Genomic DNA, 24,949 nt, shown 5'->3' on the forward strand with positions numbered 1-24,949 from the left:
AACAAGAGATATAATTAATTAGATTCATTTTCTTGTAACCTAGTTTGGTAAAAAGTCGTCATAGCCAGTATTGAATCTCATTTTCATAATTAATTTTAATAGGAATGAAAAATTTGACTAGATATAGTGGAGTCTCTTTAATTTTAGGAGGTTTATTCTTTGCAATACCTAACACCGTAATTCTACCATTTGTAGACTTTGAAGCTCCTTTTAGTGAACTATTGACATCTACCCCTTTTTTTTATAGAATGATTTTCGCCGCTTTAACCGTCGCATTTCTTTTATTTGGTTCTATTGGTGTTTATTTGAATCATAGCCATATAGAACGGGTTAGAAAGTTTAGGCAAACAACTTTTATATTGGCCTTTTTTGGCAGTGCTTTCATGTTTGCAAATGAGTGGCACCAAATATTTGTTCTTCCTGAGATTGCCATCTTAAGCCCTGATATGGTAGATAAATTAGGTTCTTCTGTTCAAACAGGTAGTTATGCCATTGGAGCAATGATAGCCTTGGCAACCTTTTCATTTGGTTGGATTTTGTTTAGTATATCACTATTAGTTAGCAAAAAATTAAAACGCATAGGGCCAGCATTAGTGATTGTAGGGTTTTTAATAATTCCTCTGATCTCAGGAATATTTACACCAGTAATAGGAGGTATTGTTGGAGGTGTTATTTTAGGAATAGGGTTTTCTTTAATTGGAATTGAATTACTTAAATCTAATTGAATATTTGTTATTAGAAATAATTTAAACCACGAATAAACTATTACAGGTTCTTTCCTGCTAACAAAAATTTTATCGGAGATTTGTAATTACTTTACTAGAAATATAAACAATGCAGCTAATCTTGTGTAATTACTTGAAACCTATTTATAGAGTGAGCCCTATTAATTTCTAGAGAGAAATTAATAGGGCTCACTCGAAGCATATATTTTGTTAGATTACTTTTTTACAATTCTACTAACACGCTTTTCTCCATTTAATACAGATTCCAAAAAATAAATACCATTTCTCAAATGCGATATATCCATATCTATTTGATGATTGCCACTACCTAAAATTTGCGGCTGTAAGATCTGTAATACTTTACCATCCAAACTAATAACTCTAGCGTAAAATTGACTTTTTTCGTCCAATCCAAGTTTAACTGTAACCATTTCAACAGTTGGGTTAGGATATATTACAAACGCTATATTATCAGTCTTAGAATTTTTATCTTTAGTTGATTGCCCTATTTTCATTGAAGATCCCGTACAGGTAATTATGTTTAGCGCACTATTATACACTAATGTAGAATGGGTTACATCGTCTACACATAAATCTACATTCACTCCTCCTTTTGCGGTTGCAGAAGTAATCAAAACTACAGTTCCATCGCTACTCGTAGAACCTGATACACTTTCATTAAAAGTACCATTAAATGTACCGCTTACCGTTGCTCCATTTACAGGAGCCCCGGCATCATCTAAAACCGTTACTGTTGCCACTCCATGTTTTTTTCCTTTACCAGCATTCTGTGTTCCTGTCTCAATGTTCGACACGTACAATTCTGTGCTCGGACCGACGCTATTACCCGTAATTGTAATAGCGGATGAGCTACTTGATGCCGATTCATTGTCTGTGGCTACCGCAGTTATATCATACGAGCCTACTCCAATGGTCCAATTTGTAGAATAAGGGCTTGAAGTATCTATCCCCACACTGCTACCATTTACAAAAAATTCAACTTGACTCACTGAACCATCACTATCAGTTGCATCTGCAGATATAGTCACATTATCTCCATCATTAAAACTAGCGCCATTTGATGGAGACGTAATACTAACGCTTGGTGAAGCATTAGTTCCAGAGGGAGTGCCTGTATAAAGTTGGTCAAAATAGGCTGTAGCCTCACCATTGTCTTGAAGGTAAACACCTGCTTTCCAATAGCTTGGGAATGTCCAATATGAAACATCTACGTTCACTTTTTCCACGCCTTCAAAATCAATAATCATATTTCCATTTACCAATCGGATATCAACATTAAAGTATCCACCAGGATCGGCTCCTAAATCTACATGCGCATTATTATTTCCAGTATTATCTGTCTTGTAGACCGCCCAAATGTGATTGTTTGGTGTCTTGTTATTGTGCTTGTAAATTCTTAGTAATGGCTTATTTGGTCCACTTCCAGCATTAGCATCATCGTGTATTTGCATCACGGTAACTTGATCGCAAGTCTGCTGTACAATATCTATTCTAGCATGCATTGAACGGTCTCCTTGAGATAGAGTCCAGTTGGTTAAGTATCTCAATTCCGTGCGATTACTAGAACCTGATTGATTAAAAGCCATTTTATCCACATCGGCCACATAAAACGAACTAGATGAATATCCATTAATTAATTCAGATTGTGTGGCTTCAGTTGAGCTTGTAGGTCCTTGTAATTTACACTCTCCTATAAAGTCTTGAAACTTAGGTATTTCGTAGGGAGCGTTATAAGTTTGGCTAAATGCCATTGCTGTAAATAGCGCGAAACAGAGGGTTAATACCGACTTAAAATTTGTTTTTAAATAGAAAATATCACGAATATTTCTAAATAGCTTAGGTAATTTTAATTTCATAATTGTCAGTTAGTTTAGTTAGATTAATAAATATTAACCCAATATATGAAAATATTTAATAGGTGATAAAACAGAACCAGTTACTACAAAACGCATAAAAAATTTCAAATTTTGATTGAACCCAAGAGTGCTTGCGTTAGGGATAGTAGCGGCATCCTTTTTTAAGCTGAATTTAGTTCAGGATAAAAAAGATACAGCGGATAGCCCGACCCTTGGGGTAACGCCATAAAAAAACCCACTAAAAAGTGGGCTTAAAAAATATATTTTGAACTTTTTATTTTGCTTCAGCATAACGTCTTTCAACTTCATTCCAGTTAATAACATTAAAGAACGCATTAATGTAATCTGGACGTCGGTTTTGATAGTTTAAGTAATAAGCATGTTCCCAAACATCCAATCCTAAAATTGGGGTTCCACCGCAACCAACTCCTGGCATTAATGGGTTGTCTTGGTTTGGCGAAGAGCAAACCTCAACTTTGCCTCCTTTGTGCACACATAACCAAGCCCAACCAGAGCCAAAACGTGTTGCTGCTGCCTTACTAAATGCGGCTATAAATTCATCTTTTGATCCATATGCTGCTTCAATAGCGCCTTTTAACTCACCAGATAAATAGCCTCTGTCTTCTGGATTCATAACAGTCCAGAATAAACTGTGATTGTAATATCCACCACCATTATTTCTTACTGCTGCGTTATTCATATCTAAGCCTTTAAGAATATCTTCAATAGATTTTCCTTCTAAACCAGTGCCTGAAATTGCATTATTTAAATTATTTGTGTAACCAGCATGATGCTTTGTATGATGTATTTCCATAGTTCTTGCATCTATATGAGGTTCTAAAGCATCATAAGCATATCCTAATTTCGGTAATTCGAAAGCCATAATTTTCTGTTTTAAAATATTAATATTTAATTTCATTCAAATTTACGGATAAAACACTGCAATTAAAAATAATAAATCGTTATGATGTGATTGATAGTTTTTATCTTGTATGCAAATTATTCTGCATGTCATCAAACACTCCTTTTTCAGTTTATAATGCTTCAGCTGGTAGCGGAAAAACCTATACACTAGTAAAGGAATATTTGAAAATTTTATTGGCTTCAAACAATTTATATCTTTTTAAAAATATTTTAGCCATCACTTTTACGAATAAGGCTGTTGCCGAAATGAAAGACCGCATTATTGGGATGTTAAGGGTTTTTGCGAGTAAAGATATTTTACATACTCCAAACGATATGTTTACCGCTTTGGTGGAAGAGTTAAACCTCGAACCTAGTACTCTACAAGAAAAAGCGGATAAATTGCTAAACGCCATTGTGCATAATTATGCGGCTTTTGATATTTCTACCATTGATGGTTTTACTCATAAATTAATTAGAACTTTTGCTCACGACTTAAAACTGCCTTTAAACTTTGAGGTGGAGCTAGATCAAGATGCTGTTTTAAGTGAAGCGGTTGATAGTTTAATTGCAAAAGCTGGAACTGATAAAGAACTTACCAATATTTTGGTAGATTTTGCTATTGAAAAAGCTGATGATGATAAAAGCTGGGATGTAGCTTATGATTTTAAAAAGATTGCAAAACTGCTAGTTAATGAAAATGATATCCCTTTTATTGAAAAATTAAAGGATAAAACTTTAAATGATTTTAAAGCCCTGAAAAATCAAATAAAAAAAGACATCTCAACAACAGAAACCAACATTGTTGAACTAGCAAAAAGCATTTTAACTTTAATTGAAGAAGCTGGTTTGCAGTTTGATGATTTTTCTGGTGGAAGTAGAGCCTATTTACCAAATTACTTTTTAAAATTAAAAGTTCTTAATATTGATATTGATTACTCCACGGCGTGGATTTCTAATTTAGAAGAAAAACCGCTGTATCCAGAAAAATCTACAACTGACGATATAAAACTTATACTTGATGAGATTAAGCCTGAAATTGTCTCTGCTTTTAATCAAACCAAGCACATGGTTTTTTATCTTAAATTCTTAAAAAACTTCTATAAAAACATTACTCCGCTTTCTGTTTTAAATGCTATTAATAAAGAGCTAAACACCTTAAAAGCCGATCAAAATAAAATGCTTATTTCAGAATTTAATTCCATAATAAGTAATGAAATTAAAGAACAGCCTACACCTTTTATTTATGAGCGCATTGGTGAAAAATTTAAGCATTATTTTATTGATGAATTTCAAGATACTTCACAAATGCAATGGCGAAATTTAATTCCATTGTTGGATAATTCATTATCTACCGAAGCGGGTAGCACCATGTTGGTTGGAGACGCTAAACAAGCTATTTACCGCTGGCGTGGAGGAAAAGCTGAGCAATTTATAAACTTGTTTAATGAAAAATCGAAACCATTTGTTGTACAACAAGAGGTGAAAAACTTAAAAGCAAATTACCGCAGTTTTGAAGAAATTGTAAATTTTAATAATGGGTTTTTTAAGTTTTTAGCTCAAACGGTTTTTAACAATGATGATTATAAAGGTCTTTATGAAAATTCACATCAAAATATCGCTAAAAAAGAAACTGGCTATGTAGAACTAAATTTTTTAGATTTTGAAAAAGAGGATGATCGAGACATCATGTTTTCTGAATCTGTTTTAAATACAATAACCAAATGTTTAGAACATGGTTATAACCTTGAAGATATTTGTGTTTTAGTTAGAAAGAAAAAAGAAGGCGTTGCCGTTGCAAACTATTTAAGTCAGCATGGAATTTCAATTATTTCTTCAGAAACCTTACTTATTGCGAGTGCTCCAGAAGTCAACTTCATTAATGATTTACTTGGGTTATTAATTCAACCTAAAAACAACGAGTTAAAAATTTCAATTTTAAATTATTTAGTTTCCCTTTTTAATGTTGAAGATAAACACACATTTTTTAGTACACATCTAAACTTAACATTACCTAATTTTTTTGAAAGCTTAAAGGGTTTCAATGTTCATATAAATAGTCAAAACCTATTGCAATTACCGCTTTATGATTTAGCCGAAACTATTGTAAGAAGCTTTAATTTGGTTAAAACTTCCAATGCGTACATTCAATTTTATATGGATGTTGTTTTAGATTTTTCTCAAAAAAAGGGTTCTGATATTTCTGGGTTTTTAGAATATTTTAATAAGAAAAAAGAGAGTTTAAGTGTTATTTCACCCAAAGGGCAGAATGCTGTTCAAATAATGACCATTCATAAATCAAAAGGGTTAGAATTTCCGGTGGTTATTTTCCCTTATGCTGATTTAGATATTTATAGAGAATTAGAACCAAAAGAATGGTTCGCTCTGGATGAAGAAAAATACGTTGGTTTTTCACATACTTTGTTAAATTACAATAAAGATTTTGAGCATTTTAGTGAAGAAGGGCAGCAAATTTATGCTAGACACCAATCAGAATTAGAACTAGATAATATTAATTTGCTTTATGTAACTCTAACTCGACCCATAGAACAGTTATATATATTATCGAAAAAAGACATTTCTTCAAAAGGAGGAGCTAATGCGAAAAAATATTCGGGTTTACTTATTAGTTACTTACAGCAAATAGGCGTTTGGAACGATTCGGAATTACATTATAGCTTCGGGAATATAGCTAGAAGCATTAAAGCTGAGACTCCTTCAAAGAATACCTCGGTTCAACAAACATTTATTTCCTCTGCAAAAGAAGACCATAATATCAAGGTAATCACAAAATCTGGATTCCTTTGGGATACTAATCAACATGCTGCCATTGAAAAAGGAAATCTTATTCATGATATCATGTCTGAAATCAAAACCAAAAACGATGTTGACTTTGTAATAAATGACTTTATTAACGCTTCTACAATAAACTTGGAGCAAGCAAAAACCTTAAAACCTTTAGTTTTACAGATTATTCAACACCCAAAACTTAGTAATTATTTCGATTTAGATAACACCATATATAATGAGCGTGATATTATAGTTAATAATGGTGTGGTTTTAAGACCAGACAGAGTTGTTGTTAATTCACAGAATGAAGCAGTTATAATTGATTATAAAACAGGTTTAGAAGATAAAAAACACGAACAACAACTGCAATTATATCAAGACGTATTGGAAGCGATGCATTTGACCGTTAAAAAGAAGATTCTCGTTTATATAAATGATGAAATTAAGGTAAAAGATGTTTAAATTTGCTGAAAATTGAATTATATGTACGGAAAACTGCAAAATCATTTACAAAAAGAACTTCAAGACATAAAAAATAACGGACTTTATAAAGAAGAGCGAATTATTACCTCAGCTCAAGGTGCCGAAATAACTTTAAATACAGGCGAAACTGTTTTAAACTTTTGTGCAAACAACTACTTGGGGCTTTCGTCACATCCAGAAGTTATCCAAGCAGCCAAAGATACTATGGATACCCATGGGTTTGGAATGAGTTCGGTTCGTTTTATTTGTGGTACTCAAGATATACATAAAGAACTTGAGCAGAAGATTGCTGATTTTTATCAAACTGAAGACACTATATTATATGCTGCTGCTTTTGATGCTAATGGTGGTGTTTTTGAACCTTTATTAGGTGCTGAAGATGCTATCATTTCGGATTCTTTAAATCATGCTTCTATTATAGATGGTGTTAGATTGTGTAAAGCCGCCAGATATCGTTATCAAAATAGTGATATGGCTGATTTAGAAAAACAACTTATTGAAGCCAATAAAAATGGAGCACGTTTTAAGATAATTGTGACGGATGGCGTTTTCTCAATGGATGGTTTGGTTGCTCCGCTTGACAAAATTTGTGATTTAGCTGAAAAATATGATGCTTTAGTAATGATTGATGAGTGTCATGCGGCAGGATTTATAGGTAAAACAGGTCGAGGAACGCTTGAAGAGAAAAATGTCCTTAATAGAATTGATATTATTACAGGAACTTTAGGTAAGGCTTTAGGTGGCGCTATGGGTGGTTATACAACGGGTAAAAAAGAAATTATAGATATGTTGCGCCAACGCTCAAGACCTTATTTGTTTTCAAACTCATTAGCTCCTGCAATAGTTGGTGCTTCTATTAAGGTTTTTGAAATGCTATCTAATAATACCGAATTAAGAGACACTTTAGAATGGAATACAAATTATTTTAAAAAAGGTATGAAAAATGCCGGTTTTGACATCATAGATGGTGATTCTGCTATCGTTCCAGTGATGTTATATGACGCAAAACTATCCCAAACCATGGCAAATATGCTTCTTAAGGAAGGAATTTATGTTATCGGGTTCTTTTTTCCTGTTGTTCCAAAAGAAAAAGCGAGGATACGTGTTCAACTCTCCGCAGCACACACAAAAACCCATTTAGACAAGGCTATTATGGCATTCATCAAAGTGGGAAAATCACTAAAAATTATATAAATTCATTCTGAACTATCGATGAATAATCCATTTGTACTATTTTTTTATATATTTGTCTTTGTTAATAACATTTAACAACTTACTTTTGTTTACAATTAACACTTAAAAATTAAACTTTTGAATATGAAAAATCTTAGCAGATTATTGTTCGCTATGTTGCTTGTACTTGGTTATAGCAACGTAAATGCGCAAGACGAAAACAACCCATGGCAAATTACGATTGGGGCAAACGCAGTGGATGCTTATCCTTCTGGAGATGGTGCTCCTTTTAGTGAGACTATCTTTAGTAAATTTGTTGATGTTGATAATTACAACATCTTACCCTCATTATCTACAATCTCAGTTTCGAAATATTTAGGTGATGGTTTCTCATTTGGAGTAGCTGGATCTTTAAATAAAATTGACAAATGGGGTGAAAATGCAGATGGAACAGCTATGAGTGCAGACGATCTATCTTATTATGCTGTAGATGGTACAATTAAATTTAACTTCTTAAAAGGTACAACTATCGATCCTTATTTAGGTGTTGGTGGTGGTTACACTTGGATTGACGAAGTTGGAGCTGGAACTGTAAATGGAAACTTAGGTGTAAATGTATGGTTTAGCGAAAATATTGGATTAACAGTTCAAAGTGCTTATAAGCATGCTTTTGAAGATTACTTACAAACACATTTCCAACATACTGTTGGTTTATCAATTAAATTTGGTGGAACTGATACTGATGGAGATGGTATTTATGATAAAGACGACGCTTGTCCAGATGTTGCTGGTTTAGCAGCTTTCAACGGTTGCCCAGATTCAGACGGTGACGGTATTGAAGACAGCAAAGATTCTTGTCCTAACGAAGCTGGTTCAGCTGAAATGAACGGATGTCCTGATACTGATGGAGATGGAATCGCTGATAAAGATGATAACTGTCCTACAGTTGCTGGATTAAAAGCTTTAGCTGGTTGTCCTGATGCTGACGGTGATGGCGTAACGGATGCTGATGATGCTTGTCCTGATACTGCTGGTCCTGCTGCAAACAAAGGATGCCCATGGCCAGATACTGATGGTGACGGTGTATTAGATAAAGATGACAAATGTCCAGACGTAAAAGGTACTGTGGCTAACAACGGTTGTCCTGAAGTAAGTGCTGAAGTTCAAAAAACTCTTAATGAGTACGCAAAAACTATCTTATTTGATACTGGAAAATCTTCTATTAAAGCACAGTCTGCTCAAGTATTATCTGATATCATTAAAATACTTAAAGAGTATCCAACAGCTAAATTTACAGTTGAAGGACACACTGATAGTGTTGGTAGTGAGACTTTAAACCAAAGATTATCTGATGCTAGAGCTAATGCTGTTAAAGAATATTTAATTGAAAACGGTATTGATGCTTTCAGATTATCTGCTCTTGGTTACGGAGAATCTAAACCAATTGATTCTAACAAAACTAGAGCTGGTAGAGCTAACAACAGACGTGTTGAAATTAACTTAGCAAAATAATAAGAGCTATTTAATTAAAAAATAAGTTTACAAAAAACGCTTCGGATATCCGGAGCGTTTTTTATTTTTATACAATGACTACTTTCATTTTTGATGTTTTAAAAGATTTACAAAACAGCCATGTAAATTTTTCAAAAACTACATTTATATTACCCAGTAAAAGGGCTGGAATATTTTTAAAACATCAACTTCCTAAAGTTATTCAGCAAACTATTTTTTCGCCTCAAATTATTAGCATCGAAGAATTTGTTGAGGATTTGTCATTACTAAAATCCGTTTCAAATACAGAACTGATTTTTGAGTTTTATAATACTTATAAAGCACTAACTGAACAAGAGCATCTAGATACTTTTGAATCCTTTTCAAAATGGGCACAAGTATTGCTTCAAGATTTTAATGAAATAGATAGATATCTCATCCCTCAGGAAAAGATTTTTAATTACTTAAGTGCCATTCAGGATTTAAAACATTGGTCGTTAGAAGATAATAAAACCGATTTGGTTAAAAATTATTTATCCTTCTGGAATAAGCTTTATAAGTATTATCATCATTTTTCAACAAATCTATTAGAAAAAAATATTGGCTATCAAGGTTTGATTTATAGAGAAGCTGTCAACAACCTTGAATCGTACATTCAAAATAACCCAGAAAAACAACATGTTTTTTTAGGGTTTAATGCCTTAAATTCTGCTGAAGAAACTATAATACAAGAATTACTTCAAAATGATTTAGCCAAAATTTACTGGGATATTGATGCTGTTTTTATGGATAAGCCCCAACATGATGCGGCTTTGTTTACAAGACAGCATAAAACTAATTGGCCATATTTTAAAAACAATACATTTAATTGGATAACGCAAAATTATTCTAAAGAAAAGAACATATCCATTTATGGTATCCCTAAAAACATTGGGCAAGCCAAATATGTTGGCGAACTATTAAATGGTTTACAAAAAACCAATTCATCATTACAAAATACCGCAGTTGTATTAGGTGATGAAAGTTTATTAATCCCCGTGCTTAATTCGCTTCCAAAATCAATTGAGTCATTAAATATAACCATGGGGTTTCCCCTAAAATCTATTCCGTTAGCGTCACTCTTTGAGTCTTTATTCCATTTACATAAAACAACCTCAAATTCATTTTACTATAAAGACGTTGTAAATATTATTTCGCACCAATTTATAAGACCTTTGTTCCATATAGAAAACACGGATTATGCCTCCAAAATAATTGAACCTATTGATGCTAATAATATTGTTTACTTAAATACATCTCGATTAATAGAAATAAGCAACAATAATGCTAATACTATTATTGACTTATTGTTTTCAAATTGGGCAACATCTATTGATAATGCTTTAAATAATTGTACGGAATTAATATTAAATATTAAGAATTATTTAGATAATGATAAGCAGTCAAACTTACTCTCTTTAGAGTATCTATATCGTTTTAATGAATTGTTTAACGAGCTTAGGCGATTAAATGTAAAGCATCCACATCTTTATGATATTTCATCATTATATGGTGTTTACAAAGAATTATTAAGCACAGAGACTTTAGATTTTCAAGGAGAACCTTTACAAGGTTTACAAATTATGGGAATGTTAGAATCTCGTGTTTTAGATTTTGAAACCGTTATAATTACTTCTGTAAATGAAGGCGTATTGCCTTCGGGAAAAAGTAACAACTCTTTTATCCCGTTTGATGTTAAACTAGAGAACAATTTACCCACTTACAAAGAAAAAGACGCCGTTTATACCTACCACTTTTATCGTATTTTACAACGTGCCAAAAACATTTACATTTTATATAATACGGAGGCAGATGTTTTAACTGGTGGTGAAAAAAGTCGGTTTATTACACAATTGGAATTAGAGGGAGTCCATAACATAAACCATCAAATAATTACGCCTCATGTTCCCATTGTTGAAAACAAATTAAACATAGTTAAGAAAACGGATGCTTTAAAAAACCAAATTATAACGTTGGCTGAAGAAGGGTTTTCTCCTTCATCATTAACAAGTTACATTAGAAACCCCATAGACTTTTATTATCAAAAAATACTGAAGATAAAAGAACACGATGATGTAGAAGAAACTGTTGCTGCCAATACTTTAGGTACTGTGGTGCACAATACGCTTGAGGATTTTTACAAACCTTTAATAGGGCAGTTCTTAACTATTGAAATTATAAAAAGTCTTAAACTTCAAATTGAAGAAATAGTAACATATCATTTTAAAAATGAATATAAAGAAGGGGATATTACAAAGGGTAAAAACTTAATTATTTTTGAAATTGCAAAACGCTATGTTTCAAATTTTTTAGATTTAGAAATTAACTCCTTAAAAGAAGGAAACAAGATTAAAATAATTGCTATTGAGGCTGAAAACGAGGTTTCAATTAATATTCCAGAACTCAATTTCCCTGTTAGACTTAAAGGAAAGGTTGACCGCGTAGAGGAATATAATGGCACAACTAGGATTATAGATTATAAAACTGGTGGTGTACAACAAAATGAGGTTGAAATTGTTAATTGGGAAGACCTAAATACAGATTACAAAAAGTATAGTAAAAGTTTTCAAGTACTTGCGTATGCTTATATGATGTTAGCATCAAAACAAATAGAGCTTCCTGTTGAAGCCGGTATTATTTCGTTTAAAAATTTGAGTTCAGGATTATTGAAATTTGGTAAAAAGGATTCTACCTTTAGCAGAAACAAAGACCAATTAATAACTCAAGAAACAATTGAAAACTTTCTTGTGCAACTTAAAGCCCTCATTATAGAAATTTGTAATCCTGAAATGGATTTTATCGAAAAAGAAGTTTAAAAATGATTATTACTAAAAATATTATTATTGAAGGTGAAAAGGGGAAACCTATTCTTATTGATACGTTTTATGCTGAAAGTAAAACACCAAAACCTATCATCATATTTTGTCATGGCTATAAAGGCTTTAAAGATTGGGGTGCTTGGGATTTAGTGGCAAAATCGTTTGTTGAGGCTGGATTTTGTTTTATAAAATTTAATTTTTCTCATAATGGAGGTACTGTTGAGCAGCCTATTGATTTTCCAGACTTAGAAGCATTTGGTAATAATAATTATACCAAAGAGTTAAACGATTTAGAACGCGTGATTGATTGGGTTTTTAAAGACAGAAATATAAAAAACATAGCGGATTTAGATGCTCTAAGCTTAATTGGCCATAGTAGAGGTGGTGGAATTGTATGTATAAAAGCAGAAGAAGATAATCGTATTAAAAACATTATAAGTTTAGCAGGAGTTTGCGATTTTGCTAAACGCACTGCTACGACAGGTGATTTAAAACAATGGAAAAAAGACGGTGTAAAATATGTCTTAAACGGAAGAACCAAACAGCAAATGCCACATTATTATCAATTTCATGAAGATTTTAAAGCTAATGAAGAGAGGTTAACAATAAAAAGGGCTGTTTCAAATTTAAAAATACCCTATTTAATTATTCATGGGAATGCTGATACCAGTGTTTTTGTTGAAGAAGCTTATAATCTTCATTCGTGGAATAAAAAGAGTATATTAGAAATAATTAAAAATGCGGATCACGTATTTGGAGCTAAGCATCCTTGGGAACAAGACGCGCTCCCTAAACCGCTCCAACAAGCAATTGATAGAGTTATTGTGTTTTTAAAATAATATTAAAAAGTTAAAAGATTCAAGCAATATGTCTGATACAATTCAAACTTCCATGCCTTCAAAAAACAACACTTTAGTCCCCATAGCAATTATCGCGGGACTGTTCTTTATTTTCGGATTTGTAACCTGGATAAATGGAGCATTAATTCCTTTTATGAAAACCATAAACGAATTGACAGAAGCCCAATCGTATTTGGTGGCATCGGCTTCCTATATTTCTTTTGTTGTAATGGCATTACCAGCGTCCTATATCATTAACAAGGTTGGTTACAAAAAAGGCATGTCTTTAGGCTTAATCGTTATGGGCTTAGGCGCCTTGGTTTTTATTCCTGCGGCGGAAGCTAGAACCTATTGGATGTTTTTAACTGGTATTTTTATTCAAGGTGCTGGAATGACCTTGTTGCAAACAGCATCAAATCCTTACATTACTATTTTAGGCCCTATTGAAAGTGCTGCCAAGCGTATCGCTATTATGGGAATAGCTAATAAAGTTGCTGGCGCATTAGGCTCTTTAATTTTTGGCGCTTTATTACTGTCTGGTATTGATAAAATAAAAGAGCAATTTGAAGGGGTCTCTGATTCAGAAAAATCAGAATTATTAAATGTTATGGCTGATAGTGTGGTAACCCCTTATGTAGTAATGGCTGTTATCTTGTTTATTTTAGGGGTATTAATTAGAAAGGCTCCTTTACCTCATGTGGAACCAGAACCTATTGAGGCATTAAAATCTGGGGAAACAGCTAAAACTAGTATTTTTCAATTTCCACATTTATGGTTGGGTGTTTTGGCTTTGTTTGTTTATGTTGGTGCCGAAGTTATTGCTGGGGATACCATTATTTCGTATGGAATAGCATTAGATCTACCAGTTAGTCAAGCAAAGTTTTTTACCCTATTTACACTTATGGCTATGGTTGCAACTTATGCCTTAGGCGTTTTTCTAATTCCAAAATATATAAGTCAAGCTTTTGCTTTAAGAGCAAGTGCTATTTTAGGAATCATTCTAACTTTTTGCATCATTTTTTCAACAGGATTTACTTCAGTCCTTTTTGTTGCTGCATTGGGTATTGCAAATGCTCTAGTATGGCCAGCCGTATGGCCTTTAACCCTTAAAGGCCTAGGAAAATTTACCAAGACAGCCTCTGCGCTATTAATAATGGCTATTTCTGGTGGTGCTATAATTCCTCCATTATATGGGAGTATTGTTGATACAAGTAAATCCAAATTAATTGCTCAAGGTGTTAGTGATGTTACGGCCTCTGCCGACGCTGCAACAAACGGATATTGGATTTTGCTTCCATGTTATATAATCATTTTATATTATGCTTTTTGGGGGCATAAGCTAGGATTGAAAACCTCTAAATAAATCACATATAAAATGATTAAAAGAAAAAAGACTTTACGAATTCGTAAAGTCTTTTTTATTCTTGTGGAGAAGATCGGGCTCGAACCGACGACCTCTTGACTGCCAGTCAAGCGCTCTAGCCAACTGAGCTACATCCCCATTGATTTATTTCATGCCTCTTAATACTAAAACAGGAATGTTACTTGAAAAATCTTTTTTCATTATCTCGTTCTTTTCCCATTTTTTCGCAAAAAACCCTCTTTTACGCCTCACTACACATAACATGTCAGGGTTAAAAGAATGTAAATGTTGTAATACCCCTTGAAAAGTGGTAGCATTTTCAGTTTCGGTGATACTGTCTACAATAGCTTTTAAATTCTTTTTTATTTCAAAATCTCCATCGTTATAATAAGGAGTTTTTACTAATAATAAATGCACTCCAGCTTTAAAGTGTTTCTTTATAAAGGCTAAAGGTTTTAAGGCATTTTCCTTTTTTATTATTGCCGACTTTACGGCAAATAAAATATTACTTGCAGGTTTAAATTTATACCCTTCAGGTACAATAAGTGTTGGAATTTGAGTTTGTTTTATAATTTTTCCTGATGTTTTACCTAAAAAAACTTCTTCATTAACAGAGTTTGTTCGGGGCTCAACTAAAATTAAATCAATATTTGCTGCTTTACTGGCTAATTCTAAAGTATCAATAAGTTTTCCCTTTAAAACTTTTACCGTGATATCTACATTTTTAGTGTTTAACTTAGAAACCAAATCATTTAAATATGCTAAGCTTTCCTTTTCAATAATATCATCTACCTTAATCATAGTACCCGCTTTTGTGTAAACGTTATATATCTGTACTATAAAAAGCTTTGCGCCAAAATTTTGAGCAAAATCGACGGCATACTGTAAATGACTTAATACGTTTTTTGAAGTGCCTACAGGAACTAAAATATTCTTCATATCATAAAGTTTTAAAGCTAAATTTACAATAAATTTGAGGCAAAAGTAAAACATTTAAATGATACGTAAGGCTTTACCTAAAGATATTGATGAACTTTTACAAATTACGAGAGCTTGTGCAGCCCATATGATTAGTAATAATATTTTTCAATGGAACGAGTTTTACCCTAGTAAACAAGCCTTTTTAAACGACCTTGAACGCGAAGAATTATATGTTTTAGAGATTAAAAATACCATTGTAGGGTGTATTACTATGTCTACCTTTATGGACGAAGAATATATTCCTATTAATTGGTTAACTCTAAACAATAACAATATTTACATCCATCGATTGGCTATTCATCCAACCTATCAAGGAAAAGGTTATGCGCAAAAACTTATGGATTATGCAGAAGACTACTCAAAAGAGCATCACTTTAATTCTGTTCGTTTAGACACCTTTTCACAAAACCCTAGAAACGTTAAGTTTTACGAAAGTCGAGGTTATAAACGTTTGGGTGAAATCTTCTTTCCAAAACAAAGCATCTATCCTTTTTATTGTTACGAACTTGTATTTTGAGTACAAATATTAGCCTAAAACATATAAACAAACTTGCAATTCCAGCTTTAATTTCTGGAATATCAGAACCTATTTTATCATTAACTGATGCTGCAATTGTTGGAAATATTGATGTTAATGCAACCGAATCTCTTGCTGCTGTAGGTATTGTTACTACGTTTCTATCTATGCTTATTTGGGTTTTGGGGCAAACACGTAGTGCCATTTCATCCATAGTTTCACAATATGTGGGTGCGAATCAGCTAAATAAAGTAAAAAACCTTCCTTCCCAAGCTATATTTATTATAACCTCGTTAAGTATTTTAATTATAATTGGCACTTATCCCTTTGCTGAAAGTATCTTTAAACTTTACAACGCATCAAACCTAATTTTAGATTATTCTGTAGATTATTATAGAATACGCGTTTTTGGATTTCCTTTCACTTTGTTTACAATTGCTGTTTTTGGTGCTTTTAGAGGCTTGCAAAACACCTACTATCCCATGGTTATAGCCATTTTAGGTGCCATACTAAATATTGTTTTAGATGTTGTTTTGGTTTATGGTGTTGATGGTATTATTCCTGCTTTAAACATAAAAGGCGCCGCATACGCCAGTGTTATTGCGCAATTTATAATGGCTATTTTATCGGCTTATTATTTGCTTAAAAAAACACCTATCCCTTTAAAATTAAGTTTCCCTTTTAATAAAGAAATTAATCGGTTTGCATTAATGATTCTAAATCTTTTTATAAGAACCATTGCCTTAAATGTTACTTTATATTTTGCTAGTGCATTTGCTACTAGCTATGGGGCAAAATACATCGCGGCATATACTATTGCAATTAACTTATGGTTTTTAGGCGCTTTTATCATCGATGGTTATGCAAGTGCTGGCAATATTCTTTCAGGTAAACTATTGGGAGGAAAAGAATATGATTTACTTATAAAACTCAGTAATAAACTTATAAAATATGGAATTATTTTAGGTTTCGTTACTGCCATATTAGGAGCTATTTTTTATTATCCAATTGGGAGGGTTTTTACAAACGAACCAGAGGTATTAGATGCATTTTATTCAGTTTTTTACATCGTTTTACTTATGCAACCCTTGTGTGCATTAGCTTTTATTTTTGATGGGATGTTTAAAGGATTGGGCAGAATGAAGTATCTCCGCAATGTTTTGTTGTTTTCAACATTTTTAGTTTTTGTGCCTATTCTATTTGTATTAGACCACTTAAACTATAAACTTTACGCCATTTTTATCGCTTTAACCGTTTGGATAGCTGCTCGCGGTTTACCTTTAATCATAAAATTTAGACAACTATTTTTACCCCTAACACAAAAACAGTAACTTTATATTAATCTAATTTAAATCGAATATTATGAATAGAGTGTTTCTTGTACTCGCAATCGTTTTAATTATAATTTACTTTTATAATAGAAACCGAAAACGCTAAGTTAACGCGTTTTTAACCAACCTGTAATGCTTAAACGTTCAGTATTTACGGGTTTCACTTCGTGTTCAATTATTTGGCTTTCAAAAATAACTACCCTACCAGGGAAGGGATAAATTACCTTTTCGCCTTCGTTTAAGTATAAAACCAGTTCGCCACCATATTCTGGCAACCAACCATCTTCATTTAAATAGCACACAAAAGATAATTTTCTTTTATCATCATTTTGAAAAGTATCAATATGCTTTTTGTAAAAAGTGTTTTTTGGATAAATGGCATAATGAAACTCTTTCTGCAAAATCCCTAAAAAACAAGTTTTATTAAGGTAAGTCACCAAATCATTTATTTTATTGAAAAAAAGGAGTTCATTATGGTTGGCTTTATCTTCATCCATCCACAAAATCAAATCGCCTCTAATAGATTTTACAATAGTTTCATTTAGCTTATTACCAATCGCAGCTTTTTTAAAACCATCTTCTATTTGTCTTTCTAAAAGCGATGCTCTTAACAAACTAACCTCGTCGTCAGAGAAAAAGTTTTCTATAACGCTATATCGCTGTGTGGCGATATCCGAAATTATTTTTTCGTATAATGAGTTTTCTACAAACTCAATAGCTTCAAATAAGTGACTCATTAATTAAATAATAACCATTTATCCAGAGCGAATAAAAGTGCGCAAATGTAATCTAAAAATGCATTCATAAAACAAAATGAATATCTTTGTGTCCTAAAATATTTTATTCAAATGAGTGGGATACGAATAACTAAACAATTTTCTTTCGAAACTGGTCATGCCCTTTACGGTTACGACGGTAAATGCAAAAATGTACATGGGCATAGTTACAAGCTTTCTGTAACTGTGTTTGGCAAACCTATTGCCGACAAAACCCATGTAAAATATGGTATGGTTATCGATTTTAGCGACCTTAAAAAAATCGTGAAAGAAGAAATAGTAAATGTTTTTGACCACGCTACCGTTTTTAATAAAAACACGCCTCATGTAGAACTTGCAAAAGAACTTGAAGATAGAGGTCATAACGTACTACTTGTAGATTATCAACCCACCAGCGAAATGATGGTTATTGATTTTGCTTCAAAAATTAAAAAGCGTTTACCCAATCACATTACCCTATACGCGTTAAAATTACAGGAAACCGAAACCTCTTATGCAGAGTGGTACGCTTACGATAATATTTAGGGCGTTCCCCCGAAACAAATTCGGGGTCGGGCTTTCGCAAGTCGCTATCAACGGGTAGCTCCAACAATTGCTCAATCCCTAACGCAAAGCATAACTTTGCGAAAACATTTTCTATATTTACAGCATGCAAATTCCAAAAGGGAAAAAAATATATTTCGCTTCCGACAATCATTTAGGAGCCCCAACTTCTGAGGCTTCATTACCTCGCGAAAAAAAATTCGTAGCTTGGTTAGATGATGTAAAACAAGATGCTGCTGCCATTTTCCTGTTAGGGGATTTATTCGATTTTTGGTTTGAATATAATAAAGTAGTGCCTAAAGGATTTACACGCACCCTAGGGAAGCTTGCTGAAATTACCGACTCAGGAATACCTGTGTATTATTTTGTTGGTAATCACGACCTCTGGATGAATGGTTATTTTGAAGACGAACTTAACATCCCTGTATACCACAAACCAAAAGAGTTCACGTTCAATAACAAAACATTTTTTATAGGGCATGGCGATGGTTTAGGGCCTTACGACAAAGGCTATAAACGCATGAAAAAAGTGTTTACAAATCCATTTTTTAAATGGCTTTTTAAATGGTTGCACCCGGATTTAGGCGTACGTTTGGCGCAATATCTATCTGTTAAAAACAAACTTATTTCTGGCGATGATGATACTAAGTTTTTAGGAGAAGACAACGAATGGTTAGTTCAATATTCAAAAGAAAAATTGAAAGAACAACACCGCGATTATTTTGTTTTTGGGCATAGGCATCTACCCCTAGAAATAGACTTAGATAAAAAATCGAAATACATAAACTTAGGTGATTGGATAACGTATTACACTTACGGTGTTTTTAATGGAGAAACGTTTGAATTGAAGAAATATTAATCTTCTTTTTCATGTTCTTCTATATCTTTTCTTAAATCAAGATTACGTAACGACTTATTTTTAACCCCTATTATTGCTACAATAACAAGCGTCATTGTTCCACCAAGAACAACTGCTAATGGTGCGCCAAAAATTCGTGCAGCTACACCGCTTTCTAGAGCTCCAAGTTCATTAGAAGACCCAACAAACATGGAGTTAACTGCTCCTACCCGACCTCTCATATCATCAGGTGTTTTGAGTTGAAGAATCGTTTGGCGAACTACCATGGAAATCCCATCAAAAACACCGGAAAAGAACAACGCTATAACACTAAGCCATAAAAGTTTTGAAGCTCCAAAAATTATCATAAAAACACCAAACCCAAAAACTGAAATAAGTAATTTTTTTCCAGTATTTTTTGTAATAGGAATATAAGTAGTTGCTAACATGGTAATAATACTGCCTGAAGACAATGCCGCATTTAACAAACCAAACCCTTTTGGTCCCGCATTTAAAACATCTGTTGCAAATACAGCAAAAATGGCAACCGCTCCTCCAAACAAAACCGCAATCATATCTAACGTTAAAGCGCCTAATATAACTTTGTCCTTAAAAACAAAATTAAGTCCGGCTTTAAGACTCTTTTTCACTGATTCGCCCACAACTTTATTGAAAATTGGTTTCTTTGCTATAAAAAATACTAGAAACAATGCTAACATAACTAATAAAAATATTATGCCAAGTGTATAATGAACACCAATCCATGCAATTAAAAAGCCTCCGAACAAAGCGCCAAAAACACTAGCGCCTTTCCATGTGCTACTGCTCCATGTTGCTGCATTGGGATATATTTTTTTTGGAACCAAAAGCCCTATGAGCGAAAAAATAGTTGGACCGAAGAAAGACCTTAAAACGCCACCAAAAAATACCAATGCATAAATTCCTAGTAAAATTGTATATGTCTCCCAGGTGGATTCAATTCTATTTGATGTTAACCAAAACAATCCAAAGCTTATTAAAGAAAACAAAGCAATGCAAAGTGCAAATAGATTTCGCTTTTCCTTCTTATCTACAATATGTCCTGCAAAAGGTGCAAACAAGAAAGCAGGTATAAATTCGCAAAGACCAATAATCCCTAAAGAAAGAGGATCTTTAGTTAAGGCATACACTTGCCATTCTATAACTACAAATTGCATTGACCATCCAAAAACTAATGCAAAACGGAGTAATAAAAAAATATTGAATTCTTTTATTCTTAAGGCTGCGTACGGATCGGTTTTTGACATAAACTAAGCTTTAAGATCTCTTAACTTAAGTTGCAGATTGATATTTCCTTGCCATTCGTTCTCATCAATTGAATAAACCGCTTTAAATGGTTCGCCATCAGAAATGATTTCGTATTTATCACCCATGCTAAACCCAATGGCAACAAACCTGCTAGAGGAGTTTGGTTGGGTTGCTGTTAATCGTAAATGCGTTTTATCTGCTCCGACACATTTGCCATAACCAGTATCAATTAATTCATCGGTCATAAAAACGGGTGTCATATTACTTGGACCATAAGGTGCAAATTGTTTCAAGATTCTATAAAATTTAGGAGTAATATCATTTAAATCAATCTTACAATCAATCTTAATTTCAGGGGTTAATAAATTCCTGTCAATAGTTTTGGAAACTTCATCTTCAAAAGCTTGCTTAAAAGCTTCGTAATTTTCTTCTTTTAGTGTTAAACCTGCGGCATATTTATGCCCCCCAAACTGTTCAATGTATTGACTACAAGACTCAATAGCATTATAAATATCAAAATCTCTTACCGATCGTGCTGATGCCGCTAACTTATCACCGCTCTTTGTAAATACCAAAGTTGGTCTGTAGTAAGTTTCGGTTAATCTTGATGCTACTATTCCAATAACACCTTTGTGCCAATTTTTATCATAAACAACGGTAGTAAGGCGGTTTTCCTCCTTGTTTACTTCAATTTGTTTTAAAGCCTCTTCCGTTATCTGTTTGTCCGTTTCGCGTCTATCTAAATTGTAATCATTAATCTCAGCAGCATATTTATTTGCCATATCCTCTTCCTCCTCAACCAATAGGGAAACTGCAAAATTACCATGCTTCATGCGTCCAGCCGCATTAATACGAGGTGCCACCACAAAAACAACATCAGTAATTGTAAGTTCTGTTTTTTCAACCTGGTCAAGTATGGCTTTAATTCCATATCTAGGATTGGTATTTATAACTTTTAATCCAAAATAAGCAAGCACTCTGTTTTCTCCATCAATTGGTACAATATCGGCTCCAATAGCTGCAGCTACTAGGTCCATATATTCCGTTAAATCTTTTGCAGATTTTCCTTGTTTTGAGGCTAAGGCTTGCACAAGCTTAAACCCAACACCGCAACCACATAGTTCTTTATACGGGTAATTACAATCTTCCCGCTTAGGGTCTAAAACTGCTACAGCTTCTGGTATTTTGTCTCCAGGTCTGTGGTGGTCACATATAATAAAATCTATTCCTAATTTTTTAGCATGTTCTACTTTTTCAACAGACTTTATCCCACAATCTAAGGCTATGATAAGGCTAAAATCATTCTCTAAAGCAAAGTTGATGCCTTTGTAAGAAATCCCATAACCTTCATCATATCTGTTTGGAATATAGGTATAAACTAAATTGTGCCTCGTTTTTAAATATGATGACATCAAAGCCACAGCAGTCGTTCCATCTACGTCATAGTCGCCATAAACCAAAATATTCTCTTTGTTAGCAATAGCTTTTTCAATTCTGGCAACTGCTTTATCCATATCTTTCATTAAAAATGGATCGTGCAAATGCTTTAAGCTTGGTCTAAAAAATCGTTTGGCATCATCAAAAGTTTCAATACCACGTTGAATCAATAAAGTCGCGGTAACAGCATCTACTTGAAGTGCTTTTTGTAAGGCTTCAACTTTTTTAGAGACTGGTTTAGGCTTTAGGGTCCAACGCATAAATTAATCAGAAAAAATCTAACTGTTTATTTTTTATGAAAGTGAGTTTCTATGTTTAATTTAGAAAATTGGCGAAACATTTCCATAACGCCGCAATATTTTTCAATAGATAAATCTACTGCTTTTTGAAGTTTCTTTTCGTTTAAATTGCCTCCATAAAAATGGAAGTGCATAGCGACTTTATCGTAATATTTTGGGTGTTCTTCAGTAAGGTTTGCTTCAATTTCAATTTTAAAATCATCAACTTCTAGCTTCATTTTTTTTATCAGAGAAGCTACATCTAACCCTGAACAGCCCGCTAAACTTGATAACATCAATGCTTTTGGTCTATAGCCTTCTCCATTACCTCCATTTTCTGCTCCAGCATCCATAAACAAATTATGCCCTGATGGATTGGTGCTTTCAAATTTCATGTTTCCCAACCAAGTTGTAGTAATATGATTTGTCATTTTCTTCTGAGTAATTTTTCGTTTCTTGTAGCATCAAAAATACTATTTAAAAAATTAATTATGCCTTTAGTAACACCATTATCTGCAAACCACGATTTAGAAACCAAAGAACTTGCTGAATTCTTTAATGAAACCTTGGGTTTTTGCCCTAATTCAGTATTGACTATGCAGCGACGTCCTGCCATTAGTAAAGCTTTTATAAACTTAAATAAAGCGGTTATGGCGAATGAGGGCAGAGTTACCTCAGCGTTAAAACGTATGATTGCTTGGGTTTCGAGCAACGCTACGGGTTGCAGATATTGTCAAGCGCACGCTATACGTGCAGCAGAGCGTTATGGGGCAGAACAAGAACACCTAGATAATATTTGGGAATACAGAACACATCCCGCTTTTAATGATGCCGAACGTGCTGCTCTAGATTTTAGTTTAGCGGCGAGTCAAGTGCCAAATGCCGTGGATGAAAACATTAAAAAGCAATTATACGAGCATTGGGATGAAGGTGAAATTGTTGAAATGCTGGGTGTAATTTCCTTGTTTGGATATTTGAATAGATGGAATGACAGCATGGGAACTAGTATTGAAGATGGCGCTGTTGAAAGTGGTGAACAATATTTAGGAAAACATGGATGGGAGAAAGGGAAGCATGTTTAGATTGTTAGACTTTTGGTCTCAATCCTTTTAGATAAATCAGATTGAATCCTTTCCAGAAACGGGAAGGTTTTTCTATTAAATTATGTGTTACATTAAAACCTTCACTCGTTTCCTCAACACCGGCAACACCTCCACTTCAAACCAAGGGTTTTTAGTCAACCAAAACCTATTTCGAGGGCTTGGGTGTGGTAATGGCAAATATTTAGGTAAATATGCTTTATGGTTAGCTACCGTTTCGGTTAATGTTTGTTTCGCTTTTTTGCCTAAATAATAATTCTGAGCATACATCCCAATTAATAAAATCAATTGAACATTTGGTAATTTTTTTAGTAATGCATCGTGCCATTGTGGCGCACATTCGGGTCGTGGAGGTAAATCACCCGTTTTACCTTTTCCAGGGTAACAAAAACCCATGGGTATAATAGCAAACTTAGTTTCATCGTAAAAATCTTCATCCGTAACATTTAACCATTTACGTAATTGCTTACCGCTCGCATCATCCCAAGGGATTCCCGAAGCATGCACTTTTGTTCCTGGTGCTTGACCAATAATGACAATTTTACCTTCAGGATGTGCAGATACTACAGGTCTTGGTCCAAGTGGCAAATGCGTTGAACAAATTGTACAATTTCTAATGTTATTAAGTAGTTCTTGCATCATTTTTTACCGCCTACACAGATAACAATTTCTCCTTTTGGAGGCTTGTTGGTATAATAATCTAATACTTCTTTTGCGGTACCACGAATGGTTTCTTCATATAATTTTGTCAACTCACGGGATACAGATACCGTTCTCTCTTCACCAAAGTATTCACAAAAATTAGCCAGGGTTTTTAACAATTTATGCGGGCTTTCGTAAAAAATCATGGTTCTGGTTTCTTCAGCTAATAGTAATAGTCTGGTTTGTCGACCTTTTTTAACAGGCAAAAAGCCTTCAAAAACAAATTTGTCATTTGGCAATCCGCTATTTACTAAAGCAGGTACAAAAGCTGTTGCTCCTGGTAAACATTCTATATCTATGCTTTTTTCAATACACGCTCGTGTTAGTAAAAATCCAGGGTCAGAAATGCCAGGTGTTCCTGCATCGCTAATTAATGCCACTGATGTGCCTGCTTTTAATTTTTGAATAATGCTCTCAACCGTTTTGTGCTCATTATGCATGTGATGCGATTGCATATGAGTTGAGATTTCAAAATGTTTTAATAATTTCCCTGAGGTTCGGGTGTCTTCGGCTAAAATTAAGTCGACTTCTTTTAAAACTTCAATAGCCCTGAAAGTCATGTCTTTTAAATTGCCAATAGGTGTTGGTACCAGATAAAGTTTACTCATGTGTTAGTTGCTGAAAAATATTTCTAGTTGCTTTTAGATTCTCAACATT

21 protein-coding genes and 1 tRNA gene are annotated in these 24,949 nt (G+C 33.5%); 12 read left to right on the forward strand and 10 right to left on the reverse strand.

Going from position 1 to position 24,949, the window contains the following annotated elements:
- Positions 1-104: 104 nt before the first annotated feature.
- Positions 105-725: an LTA synthase family protein gene (locus L3X39_RS02470; protein ID WP_237229965.1), complete on the forward strand. Its 621-nt coding sequence runs from the start codon at positions 105-107 to the stop codon at positions 723-725.
- A gap of 215 nt (positions 726-940) precedes the next feature.
- Here the strand turns inward: L3X39_RS02470 and L3X39_RS02475 are convergent, their stop codons facing one another.
- Together L3X39_RS02475 and L3X39_RS02480 are read right to left on the reverse strand one after the other, a co-directional pair.
- Positions 941-2,602 carry a polysaccharide lyase family 7 protein gene (locus L3X39_RS02475; protein ID WP_237229967.1) on the reverse strand — a complete coding sequence of 554 codons (1,662 nt, stop codon included), beginning with the start codon at positions 2,600-2,602 and terminating at the stop codon, positions 941-943.
- A gap of 274 nt (positions 2,603-2,876) precedes the next feature.
- Positions 2,877-3,485, reverse strand: coding sequence for a superoxide dismutase (locus L3X39_RS02480; RefSeq protein WP_237229968.1), 609 nt, complete (start codon positions 3,483-3,485; stop codon positions 2,877-2,879).
- 125 nt (positions 3,486-3,610) lie between these two features.
- Here L3X39_RS02480 and L3X39_RS02485 point away from each other — a divergent pair, with 125 nt between their 5' ends.
- The 6 genes from L3X39_RS02485 (at position 3,611) to L3X39_RS02510 (ending at position 14,502) form a co-directional block, all read left to right on the forward strand.
- Positions 3,611-6,757 carry a UvrD-helicase domain-containing protein gene (locus L3X39_RS02485; RefSeq protein ID WP_237229970.1) on the forward strand — a complete coding sequence of 1,049 codons (3,147 nt, stop codon included), beginning with the start codon at positions 3,611-3,613 and terminating at the stop codon, positions 6,755-6,757.
- A gap of 21 nt (positions 6,758-6,778) precedes the next feature.
- A complete protein-coding gene (kbl, locus tag L3X39_RS02490; protein ID WP_237229972.1) occupies positions 6,779-7,972 on the forward strand; it encodes a glycine C-acetyltransferase in 1,194 nt (397 codons plus the stop codon).
- 123 nt (positions 7,973-8,095) lie between these two features.
- Positions 8,096-9,463, forward strand: coding sequence for an OmpA family protein (locus L3X39_RS02495; RefSeq protein WP_237229975.1), 1,368 nt, complete (start codon positions 8,096-8,098; stop codon positions 9,461-9,463).
- Between the two features lie 74 nt (positions 9,464-9,537).
- Positions 9,538-12,297 (forward strand): PD-(D/E)XK nuclease family protein, encoded by a 2,760-nt coding sequence (locus L3X39_RS02500; protein WP_237229983.1) that lies wholly within the window; start codon positions 9,538-9,540, stop codon positions 12,295-12,297.
- 2 nt (positions 12,298-12,299) lie between these two features.
- Complete coding sequence (locus L3X39_RS02505) at positions 12,300-13,139, forward strand: alpha/beta hydrolase family protein (RefSeq protein WP_237229985.1); 840 nt, start codon at positions 12,300-12,302, stop codon at positions 13,137-13,139.
- Positions 13,140-13,191: 52 nt separating this feature from the next.
- Positions 13,192-14,502: a sugar MFS transporter gene (locus L3X39_RS02510; protein WP_379840587.1), complete on the forward strand. Its 1,311-nt coding sequence runs from the start codon at positions 13,192-13,194 to the stop codon at positions 14,500-14,502.
- Between the two features lie 64 nt (positions 14,503-14,566).
- Here L3X39_RS02510 and L3X39_RS02515 read toward each other — a convergent pair.
- Together L3X39_RS02515 and L3X39_RS02520 are read right to left on the reverse strand one after the other, a co-directional pair.
- Positions 14,567-14,640, reverse strand: a tRNA-Ala gene (locus tag L3X39_RS02515).
- Between the two features lie 6 nt (positions 14,641-14,646).
- Entirely contained in the window at positions 14,647-15,441 is a 795-nt protein-coding gene (locus tag L3X39_RS02520) for a universal stress protein (RefSeq protein WP_237229989.1), read from the reverse strand.
- A gap of 58 nt (positions 15,442-15,499) precedes the next feature.
- Here L3X39_RS02520 and L3X39_RS02525 point away from each other — a divergent pair, with 58 nt between their 5' ends.
- A complete protein-coding gene (locus tag L3X39_RS02525; protein ID WP_237229991.1) occupies positions 15,500-16,000 on the forward strand; it encodes a GNAT family N-acetyltransferase in 501 nt (166 codons plus the stop codon).
- Positions 15,997-17,331: an MATE family efflux transporter gene (locus L3X39_RS02530; RefSeq protein ID WP_237229995.1), complete on the forward strand. Its 1,335-nt coding sequence runs from the start codon at positions 15,997-15,999 to the stop codon at positions 17,329-17,331. The genes L3X39_RS02525 and L3X39_RS02530 overlap by 4 nt, the downstream gene beginning before the upstream one ends.
- Positions 17,332-17,438: 107 nt before the next feature.
- On the opposite strand, the gene L3X39_RS02535 is transcribed toward L3X39_RS02530, so the two are convergent.
- Positions 17,439-18,068 (reverse strand): 2OG-Fe(II) oxygenase, encoded by a 630-nt coding sequence (locus L3X39_RS02535; RefSeq protein WP_237229996.1) that lies wholly within the window; start codon positions 18,066-18,068, stop codon positions 17,439-17,441.
- A 111-nt stretch (positions 18,069-18,179) separates the two neighbouring features.
- Here L3X39_RS02535 and L3X39_RS02540 point away from each other — a divergent pair, with 111 nt between their 5' ends.
- Both L3X39_RS02540 and L3X39_RS02545 read left to right on the forward strand, forming a co-directional pair.
- Complete coding sequence (locus L3X39_RS02540; protein ID WP_237229997.1) at positions 18,180-18,632, forward strand: 6-pyruvoyl trahydropterin synthase family protein; 453 nt, start codon at positions 18,180-18,182, stop codon at positions 18,630-18,632.
- 124 nt (positions 18,633-18,756) lie between these two features.
- On the forward strand, positions 18,757-19,509 hold the full coding sequence (locus tag L3X39_RS02545; RefSeq protein ID WP_237229998.1) for a UDP-2,3-diacylglucosamine diphosphatase: 753 nt from the start codon (positions 18,757-18,759) through the stop codon (positions 19,507-19,509).
- Here L3X39_RS02545 and L3X39_RS02550 read toward each other — a convergent pair.
- From L3X39_RS02550 to L3X39_RS02560, 3 genes are read right to left on the reverse strand one after another with little or no spacing between them, the layout of a single operon-like run.
- Complete coding sequence (locus tag L3X39_RS02550; protein WP_237230000.1) at positions 19,506-20,774, reverse strand: MFS transporter; 1,269 nt, start codon at positions 20,772-20,774, stop codon at positions 19,506-19,508. The two genes, L3X39_RS02545 and L3X39_RS02550, sit on opposite strands and share 4 nt — an antisense overlap.
- Before the next feature lie 3 nt (positions 20,775-20,777).
- The gene (gene recJ, locus L3X39_RS02555) at positions 20,778-22,472 is read right to left on the reverse strand and encodes a single-stranded-DNA-specific exonuclease RecJ (protein WP_237230002.1); all 1,695 of its coding nucleotides are present in this window, start codon (positions 22,470-22,472) and stop codon (positions 20,778-20,780) included.
- A gap of 26 nt (positions 22,473-22,498) precedes the next feature.
- Positions 22,499-22,921: an OsmC family protein gene (locus L3X39_RS02560; protein ID WP_237230004.1), complete on the reverse strand. Its 423-nt coding sequence runs from the start codon at positions 22,919-22,921 to the stop codon at positions 22,499-22,501.
- A 60-nt stretch (positions 22,922-22,981) separates the two neighbouring features.
- Between L3X39_RS02560 and L3X39_RS02565 the strand changes: the two genes are divergently transcribed.
- Positions 22,982-23,572, forward strand: coding sequence for a carboxymuconolactone decarboxylase family protein (locus L3X39_RS02565; protein ID WP_237230006.1), 591 nt, complete (start codon positions 22,982-22,984; stop codon positions 23,570-23,572).
- Between the two features lie 87 nt (positions 23,573-23,659).
- On the opposite strand, the gene L3X39_RS02570 is transcribed toward L3X39_RS02565, so the two are convergent.
- Positions 23,660-24,229 (reverse strand): uracil-DNA glycosylase family protein, encoded by a 570-nt coding sequence (locus L3X39_RS02570; protein WP_237230634.1) that lies wholly within the window; start codon positions 24,227-24,229, stop codon positions 23,660-23,662.
- Positions 24,229-24,900, reverse strand: a complete 672-nt coding sequence (gene rsmI, locus L3X39_RS02575; RefSeq protein WP_237230008.1) for a 16S rRNA (cytidine(1402)-2'-O)-methyltransferase — start codon at positions 24,898-24,900, stop codon at positions 24,229-24,231. Before rsmI ends, L3X39_RS02570 begins: the two co-directional genes overlap by 1 nt.
- Positions 24,901-24,949: the final 49 nt, after the last annotated feature.

It is taken from the genome of Flaviramulus multivorans, assembly GCF_021728415.1.
GTDB classification, from domain to species: domain Bacteria; phylum Bacteroidota; class Bacteroidia; order Flavobacteriales; family Flavobacteriaceae; genus Sabulilitoribacter; species Sabulilitoribacter multivorans.